The organism is Actinophytocola sp. (assembly GCF_009379765.1).
GTDB lineage: Bacteria > Actinomycetota > Actinomycetes > Mycobacteriales > Pseudonocardiaceae > Actinophytocola.
This window is the reverse complement of the sequence record NZ_WHTD01000261.1, coordinates 1-7644: the sequence shown is the minus strand read 5'-3', so window position 1 is coordinate 7644 and position 7644 is coordinate 1. Positions and strand designations below refer to the sequence as shown.

Annotated in this window: 8 protein-coding genes; all 8 read left to right on the top strand. The window is 71.7% G+C overall.

The features are described from left to right. The coding region (locus GEV28_RS41265) for a DUF5131 family protein (RefSeq protein WP_291419683.1) at positions 1-642 on the top strand (642 nt) is incomplete at its 5' end. Beyond that, entirely contained in the window at positions 642-851 is a 210-nt protein-coding gene (locus GEV28_RS41260; protein WP_291419682.1) for a hypothetical protein, read from the top strand. The genes GEV28_RS41265 and GEV28_RS41260, both read left to right, overlap by 1 nt. Then, on the top strand, positions 848-1249 hold the full coding sequence (locus GEV28_RS41255) for a hypothetical protein (protein WP_291419680.1): 402 nt from the start codon (positions 848-850) through the stop codon (positions 1247-1249). The genes GEV28_RS41260 and GEV28_RS41255 overlap by 4 nt, the downstream gene beginning before the upstream one ends. Continuing rightward, positions 1233-2405 (top strand): hypothetical protein, encoded by a 1173-nt coding sequence (locus GEV28_RS41250; RefSeq protein ID WP_291419679.1) that lies wholly within the window; start codon positions 1233-1235, stop codon positions 2403-2405. Before GEV28_RS41255 ends, GEV28_RS41250 begins: the two co-directional genes overlap by 17 nt. Continuing rightward, positions 2402-4702: a zonular occludens toxin domain-containing protein gene (locus GEV28_RS41245; protein ID WP_291419678.1), complete on the top strand. Its 2301-nt coding sequence runs from the start codon at positions 2402-2404 to the stop codon at positions 4700-4702. Before GEV28_RS41250 ends, GEV28_RS41245 begins: the two co-directional genes overlap by 4 nt. 228 nt (positions 4703-4930) lie before the next feature. Then, positions 4931-5434, top strand: coding sequence for a murein hydrolase activator EnvC (locus GEV28_RS41240; RefSeq protein ID WP_367115291.1), 504 nt, complete (start codon positions 4931-4933; stop codon positions 5432-5434). A gap of 54 nt (positions 5435-5488) precedes the next feature. Further along, positions 5489-5881 (top strand): hypothetical protein, encoded by a 393-nt coding sequence (locus GEV28_RS41235; protein WP_291419677.1) that lies wholly within the window; start codon positions 5489-5491, stop codon positions 5879-5881. A gap of 114 nt (positions 5882-5995) precedes the next feature. Continuing rightward, positions 5996-7644, top strand: a 1649-nt coding sequence (locus GEV28_RS41230; RefSeq protein ID WP_291419676.1) for a DNA cytosine methyltransferase, incomplete at its 3' end; no start/stop codon positions are given.

Here is a 7644-nt window from a genome sequence, read left to right as displayed (position 1 = left end):
GCCCGGATGCGGGCGCTGCTCGAGCGGTGGGCTCGCGCCGGTTGGTCGTGGCGACGCCACGACAAGATGTGGTCCGGCCCGCTGGCCGGGCCGCTGCCCAACGTGTGGCTCGGGGTGAGCGTGGAGTCCCAGCAGTGGGCGAACATCCGGATCCCGGCGCTGTGGGACACCCCGGCCGCGGTGCGGTTCGTGTCGTGTGAGCCGCTGCTCGGCCCAGTCGACCTGTCGACGTGGCTCGGCACTGAGCGCGGCTGCCCGGGAGCGGATCTGCCAGCTGGTGGCCGCGGGCATGACTTCGACTGCGCCGCGCCCTGCCCTGTCGACTGGGTGGTGGTGGGCGGCGAGTCCGGCCATGGCGCGCGGCCGATGCACCCCGACTGGGCGCGTCACCTGCGTGATCAGAGTGTGGTCGCGCGGGTGCCGTTCTTGTTCAAGCAGTGGGGAGCGTGGGCGCCCAGCGGCCGGGGCATCGGCATGGCGCAGCACAGCGTCGGCCGTGAGGTGCTTGTCGGTCCGTTGCTCGATGACATGGGCCAACGGCAGGTCATGCGCCGCGTCGGCAAGGGCGCCGCGGGCCGGGTCCTGGACGGCCGGACGTGGGATGAGTTCCCCGGCGGTGTTGTGGTGGGGGGTGCCCGGTGATGTCGGCGTTTGAGGTGGTGCAGCGGTACGGGACGTGGGCGTTGCTGCGGTTCGTGGTGGCGCTGGTGGTGTTCGTGGCGCTGCACCTGGTGCGCCAGCCGCTGTTGTGGGCGGCGCGGGTGTTGGAGGTGTTCATGCGACGGATCGACGGGTTCGTGGTGGCCGGGTTGCCGCCGCGGCCGACGGGTGCGGAGGAGGGTTGGCGATGACCGAGCAGACCGAGCACAACACCGCACACGACGCGGCATTTGAGGCTCCACAGGAGACGTTCCGGGTGGTCGCCCGCTCGGCGCCCGGTGCCGCGGTGCGCGGGGCGGATCGGGTGGACCGGGTGGTGTCCTGGATCGGCTGGCACCTCGGTGAGCTCACCGGGATCGGTGTGCCCGCGGTGCTGGCGGCGGCCGCGCATCCGCTGTGGGCGGTGCCGGCGGCGGCAGTGGCCGCCGGCTGGGTAGCCCACGAGGTGCGGCGGGCGCGCCGCGGCACCACCCGTGCCGGTTCCCGCGGGGTCGCGGCGGTCGGACAGGGAGACGAGTTGTTCGGGCGGGCGACTGACCGCGGCCCGGGGACCTCGGATGAGGAGGTGTGTCGTGGTGGGCTCGGGTAAGGGGCGTGGCCGGGACCGGCCGGCTGGGGCGGTCGGGTTCTATGTGGTCGCGGTGATGTCGATGGTGGTCAGTGTGGACACGTCGTGGCGGTTTTTCGACCACAACCTGCACATCACCGATGTCCGTGAGCGGGTGGTGATGTTCGCGGTGCTGGAGGTCGCGTTGATCGCGTGTGGGTACGGGATGCGCGCGAACGTCGGTGCGCACGGCCGGCCGGGCGCGCCGCGGCTGGTGGCGTGGGTGCTGTGTGGGATGGCCGGCTACATGGCCTGGCAGCTGTCCGGGGTCGCGGAGGGCATCGCCCGGGTGACGCTCGGCCCGGTCCTCGGGCTGGTGATGCTGCACCTGGCGCTCGGGATCGAGATCCGCGCCGGGCACGCCCGCACCACGGGGTGGGCGCGGGTGGCCCACGAACTGCGGGAGCGGCTGCTGTCCCGGCTCGGGCTGGCTGATGACACCCGTGACGCGCTGGCTCGCACCCGGGACCGCGCGGTGACGCGGGCCGCGCGGCTGGCGCTGGCCGGGCGGCTGGTGCCCTGGCGTGCGGTGCGCCTGACCCGCGCGCTGCGTGCGGCCAACGTCGCGCATGACGAGGCGGCGCAACACCGGCTGCTCGCCGAGCTCGCCACCGCTCGCCACGCGGGTGAACTCGCCGGCCTGCCGCTCGAGTCGCCCTGGCGCTCGCCACGGCTCCAGCCGGCCGACACGGCCACGGCCACGTCCACGGCTACGTCCATGGCTACGGCCACGTCCACGGCCGCGGCGAGCGCTATGGCCGCGGCGAGCGACTCGGCCGGGCGCACCGAGGTGCGGGCCGACCGGGTGGGGATGTCCACGCCGTCCCGCGGCACGTCCGGCGGGAAGGCCGGCGGGAAGGACAAGCGGGTGCCGCGGGTGTCCAAGGCGGACTACCTCGCGCGTGCTCGGGCGGAGCTGGCCGCCGCGGCACCGGACACGACGGTCACCGCTGGGTGGGTGCAGCGGGTGGTCCCCGACATCTCGCGGTCCATGTCCTATGTGGTCGTCGCCGAACTCACCGCCGACCCGACCACCGACCCGACCGCGGGCACGAGTGCGGACGGCGCGGTGGCCGGCGGCGGGGTGGACGGCGCGGAGTCGGTGCGGCTGGTGTCGGTGAATGGGAGTGCGCGATGAGCGAGTACCGCAACGAGGAACCGGCCACGGACAGCGTTCCGGACGGCCCGGGGGGCGGCCCGGCCGGCACCGTGGACCGCACTGTGGACGCTGCTGGTGATGGTGCGGTGGTCCACTACTTGCCGGACCTGCGCGGCGACAACGCGCCAGCGACGACCGGGTCGGAGGTGTTGGAAGGTGAGCTGGTGTCCGTTGAGGAGTACCAGCGGCTGACCGGCGAGCGCGCGAAGGCGGTTGAGCGTTACCGCGGCTACCGCCGGGATGTGGTGACCGTCTACCGGGGGGTGCGCACGGCGGTCACCCACCAGCGCACCAGGACGGTGGTGCGCCACGGGGTGGCCTACCCGGTGGCGGGTGCGGGTGTGGTGGTGCGGCGGTGGCGCGACGCGCACGGGTCCGGCCGGTACGAGCGGCAGATGCGGGCGGCGGAGGCCGCCGGTGACCAGGACACGCTGCGGTACTGGCAGGACGCGGCGGAGACCGCGAAGCGGCACCGCCACCAGCGGTCCATGGACCGGGCGACACTGCCGTGGCGGGTGGTCAAGGCCGGGCTGGCCGCAACGCTCGGCCTGATCGGGCTGTTGCTGGTGTTGGGCGTGATCCTGGCGGTCGCCTCCGGACAGTTCGCGGACGTGGTCGGCCCGATCTCTGCGGTGCTGGACGCGGTCGCGGCCGTGGTGTGGTTGTTCACCGCCTACGGCGCGGTCGGGCTGGTCACCGCCACCGTGGCGGGGGTGTTCTACCTGTACTGGCAGGGCCGCACCCGGGCGGAGATGCCCCGCTGGCTGGACACCACCCCCAGCACCGGCAGCGGTGGGGACGGGGACGTGATGGACGGGCTGCCGGATGAGAACACCATCCTCAACGCGCTGCGCAACCTGAACATCAAGGGGTTCAACCAGGCGTTGAAGGAGGGCTGGCGGATCCGGTTCCGGGACCTGCCGCATGTGGACGGCAAGGGGTGGCGGGCGCAGTTGGACCTGCCGCCGGCGTGTCCGGTGGAGGAGATCGTGAAGCGCAAGACGATGCTGGCGCACAACCTGGTGCGGTTCCCGATCGAAGTGTGGCCCACCGAGCCGATGCCCTCGGTGCTGGACCTGTGGGTCGCCAAGCCCGGTGCGCTGTCCGGGCCGGTCGATCCGTGGCCGCTGCTGGACGATCTGGACCAGGTGTCCACGGACTACTTCGCTGGTGTCCCCGCCGGGATCACCATCAAGGGTGACATGGTCCGTGGACGGTTCTCCGGAGCGAACTACGCGGCCGGCGGGGCGATGGGGTCGGGCAAGTCGTCGCTGGTCATCACCCTGCTCGCCGGGGCGATGCTCGATCCGCTGGTGGACATCGACGTGGTGGTGATGGCGGAAAACGCCGACTACACGCCGATGGAACCGCGGCTGCGGACACTGCTCACCGGCGCCGGGAGCGACACCGTGGACGCCTGCATGGACCTGCTGCACGCGCTCTACGAGGACGTGACCACCGTCCGGGGACAGGCGCTCAAAGACCACGACGTCCGCGAGGTCACCCGCGCGTTGGCGGAGAAAGACACGCGGCTGCGTCCACGGATCGTGGTCGTGGACGAGTGTCAGAACCTGTTTATGGGCGACCACGGCAAGGACGCCATCGAGGTCGCGTCCAAGCTGATGTCCACCGCCCGCAAGTACGGCATCACGCTGGTGTTCCTCACCCCGGAGCCGTCCAAGGACGCCCTGCCCCGCAAGCTGCTCACGATCACCAGCAACAAGGCGTGCTTCGCGATCGGTGACCACACGGCCAACGACGCGGTGCTCGGGTCCGGCTCCTACAAGGCCGGGATCTCCGCGGTGGGCCTGGTGCCCAAGACCGTCGACAGCGACGGTGACGTGGGCACCTGCATGCAGCGCGGTTTCACCGCCACACCCGGACTGTTGCGCAGCTACTTCCTCAACCAGGGCGACATGCACCGCATCACCGCCCGCGCCCTGCAGCTGCGCGAACAGCACGGCATCACCGCCGGGCCGGTCGACGACGGCGACCGGGAGCCGGCCCGGGACCCGCTGGCCGACATCGCCACGGTGCTCGGTGACGCGCCCCGGATGAAGACCCTGGACGTGCTGCAACGGCTGGTGGAGCTGCACCGGCCCACCTACCAGGACTGGACCGCCCGCACCCTGACCGCGTTCCTCACCGAGCACGACGCCCCGCCCTACAAGACCGAGGGAGCCATGCAGGTCAGCGCCGCCCACATCCACGAAGCAATCACCGTGCGTGACGAACACGGGGGCGGTGGGGACACCGGAACCGGGGGAACCGGGTGAGGGAGGCACAGGGATCGGGGGAGTTTTCCCTCACCGCCTCCCTGAGTCCGGCTCCCTCACGCTGAGCAGCACAAACCACCCGCAGGGAGGCAAGGGACCCGCAGCGTCCTGACCACCTGAAACACCCACAAACCCACGGGATCGAGACACCGCGTGTGCCTCCCTCCCCTCCTTCACCACACCCATTGGCCGCTACAGAACGTGACCGAAAATTGGGAGGACAGAACGATGGCGCCACGCAGGAAGTCCAGCGGCGGGCCGCTGCTCATCGTGGTCGTGCTCACCTCACTGGCCTGGTACGCCCACACCAGCAACGCCGACCCGGCCGGCGCGACGCCCGGGCGGTATGCCACGCCCGTGGACGGGCGGGTCACCTCCGGGTTCGGCCCGCGGTGGGGCACCACCCACTACGGCATCGACATCGCAGCCCCGCTCGGCACCCCGATCCGCGCGGTCACCGACGCCACCGTGATCGAGGCCGGACCCGCGTCCGGGTTCGGGCTGTGGATGCGGCTGCACCACCGCGACGGGACGGTCACCGTCTACGGCCACATCAACACCATCGACCGCCCCCGAGGCGCCCACGTCGCGGCCGGGGAACGGATCGCGACCGTCGGCGCCCGCGGCGAAGCCACCGGCCCACACCTGCACTTCGAGGTCTGGCCCCACGGCGACCGCACCGCCCGCGTCGACCCCCAACCCTGGCTCGCCCAGCACGGCATCCACCTCTGAACAGCCCCCGACAACCCAGCCCGACCCGGGGACGTGACTGAAAGGACCACAGGCATGTGCCGCACCGGAGGACGCCGCTGCCACGGCGCCAGCACCAACACCACCGACGCCCGCGACCGGCAACGCCGATCCCGAGCACGCCGCACCACCAGCAGCCTCGCCAGCACCGGGGACGTGACACCGCCGCGCAGCGGTCCACACCGGATGACACCGCCGCCGGAAACAGGGGCACCCGCGGCCGACATCACCCGCGCGGTGCCCCCGCGGCCGAAGCGGATGAGCGAGAAGCGGTACCGCGAGCTGTACGACTCGGAACCGCAGTACGTCGAGGCTCCCGGTATCCGCATCACGACCTGCGGTGCCGTGTCCGCCGAAGTCGTCGCCGCGACGTATCGCCGGCAAGGACTCGACGTGACCATCCGCCCAGTGGGGACCAAGGATGTCTGACACCCCCACCATCACGGCGGCTGTCACGGCGGCCGTCACGTCGGGCATCCGTTGCAGCTCAACGGATGCACGAACCGAGCAGCATCACACCGGAGGGGGTGCGCGGTGATCACGGTGACGGATCTGTTCTGCGGGGCAGGCGGCAGCTCGAGTGGTGCGGAGGCGGTCGCGGGGGTGCGGGTGCGGATGGCCAGCAACCACTGGGCGTTGGCGATCGAGACGCACAACACGAACCTGCCGCACGTGGATCACGACATCGCCGATGTGTCCGAGGTGGACCCGCGGCGCTACCCGTACACGGACCTGGCGTGGTTCAGCCCGGAATGCACCTACTGGTCCCAGAGCCGTGGGCACAAGCAGGACTTCGCGGTCAGCGAGGACCAGGGCGCGTTGTTCGGGGAGGACGGCCGGCCGTTGCCGAGTGAGGCCGCGGCGCGGTCGCGGGCGCTGATGCAGGACGTGCCCAGGTTCGCCGACCACCACCGCTACAAGGCGATCATCGTGGAGAACGTGCCGGACATCCTCAAGTGGACCGGCCTCACGGCGTGGCGCGGGCGGATGCGCCGGCTGGGCTACCGCTGCCAGATCATCACCCTGGACAGCGCGTTCTGCCACCAGTTGGGTGCGCCGGCCCCGCAGTTCCGGTCCCGCGCGTACTTCGTGTTCACCCTGGAGATCTACCCGGTGCCGGACCTGGACCGGTGGACCCGCCCCCAGGCGTGGTGCCCGACCTGCGACGCCGTGGTGACCGCGGTGTACGCGGCGAAGAACCCGGACCGCCCGTTCGGCCGCTACGGCCAGCAGTACCTGTACCGGTGCCCGGCCGTGTCGTGCCGCCACAGCGTGGTCCACCCCTACGTGCTGCCCGCCGCCGCCGCGATCGACTGGACCACCCCCGGCGACCGGATCGGCGACCGCAGCAAGCCGCTCGCCGCGAAGACCATCGCCCGGATCGAGGCCGGGCTACGCCGCTACGCCCGGCCCACGGTCATCGAGGCCGCCGGCAACACCTACGAACGCCGCCCCGGAGTCCGGGCCTGGCCGGTGGAGGACCCGCTACGGACCCTGCACACCACCGCCAGCAAAGCGCTCGCGTGCCCACCGTTCCTGACGGTGCTGCGCACCCACGGCGGCACCGTGTCGGTGGCCGAGCCGATGCGGACGCTGGTCGCCGGCACCGTCGCGCACGCCCTGCTGGTGCCGGTCGAAGGCCGCGACGGCAAGAACGCCCAACCCACGACCGGGCCGGCCCGTACCCAGACCGCCCGGAACGAGACCGGGCTGTTGGTGCCCGCCGGCGGTACCTGGAACACCGACGCCCGCCCGGTCGACGAACCGATGCGGACCCGCACCACCCGCGACACCGAAGCGGTCGTGGTGGTCCCGATGCGCAACCACAACCGACCCAAGTCCACCCGCGAGCCGTTCGACACGTTCGCCGCGAACGGGCGGCACCACGCCCTGCTGATGCGCAACAACAGCTCTCGCGGCACCGGAGCGGAGATGTCGACGCCGGTGACCGAGCCGATGCGGACGCTGACCACCACCGGGCACCAGAGCCTGGTGTGGAACCCGGACCTGCTGGTCGCCTACGACACCGGCACGCTCCGCACCCTCGGCCGGACGCTGCCCACCCAGACCACGATCGAGGGTGACGCGCTGCTCGAGTCCGGGATCACCGTGCAGGACTGCCTGTTCCGGATGCTGATGCCCGAGGAGATCAAACTCGGCATGGCCTTCGCCCCCGACTTCGTCCTCCTCGG

Coding starts and splice junctions, on each gene's coding strand:
- GEV28_RS41260 (WP_291419682.1), top strand. CDS start 642: ATGTCGGCGTTTGAGGTGGTGCAGCGGTACGGGACGTGGGCGTTGCTG.
- GEV28_RS41255 (WP_291419680.1), top strand. CDS start 848: ATGACCGAGCAGACCGAGCACAACACCGCACACGACGCGGCATTTGAG.
- GEV28_RS41235 (WP_291419677.1), top strand. CDS start 5,489: ATGTGCCGCACCGGAGGACGCCGCTGCCACGGCGCCAGCACCAACACC.
- GEV28_RS41240 (WP_367115291.1), top strand. CDS start 4,931: ATGGCGCCACGCAGGAAGTCCAGCGGCGGGCCGCTGCTCATCGTGGTC.
- GEV28_RS41245 (WP_291419678.1), top strand. CDS start 2,402: ATGAGCGAGTACCGCAACGAGGAACCGGCCACGGACAGCGTTCCGGAC.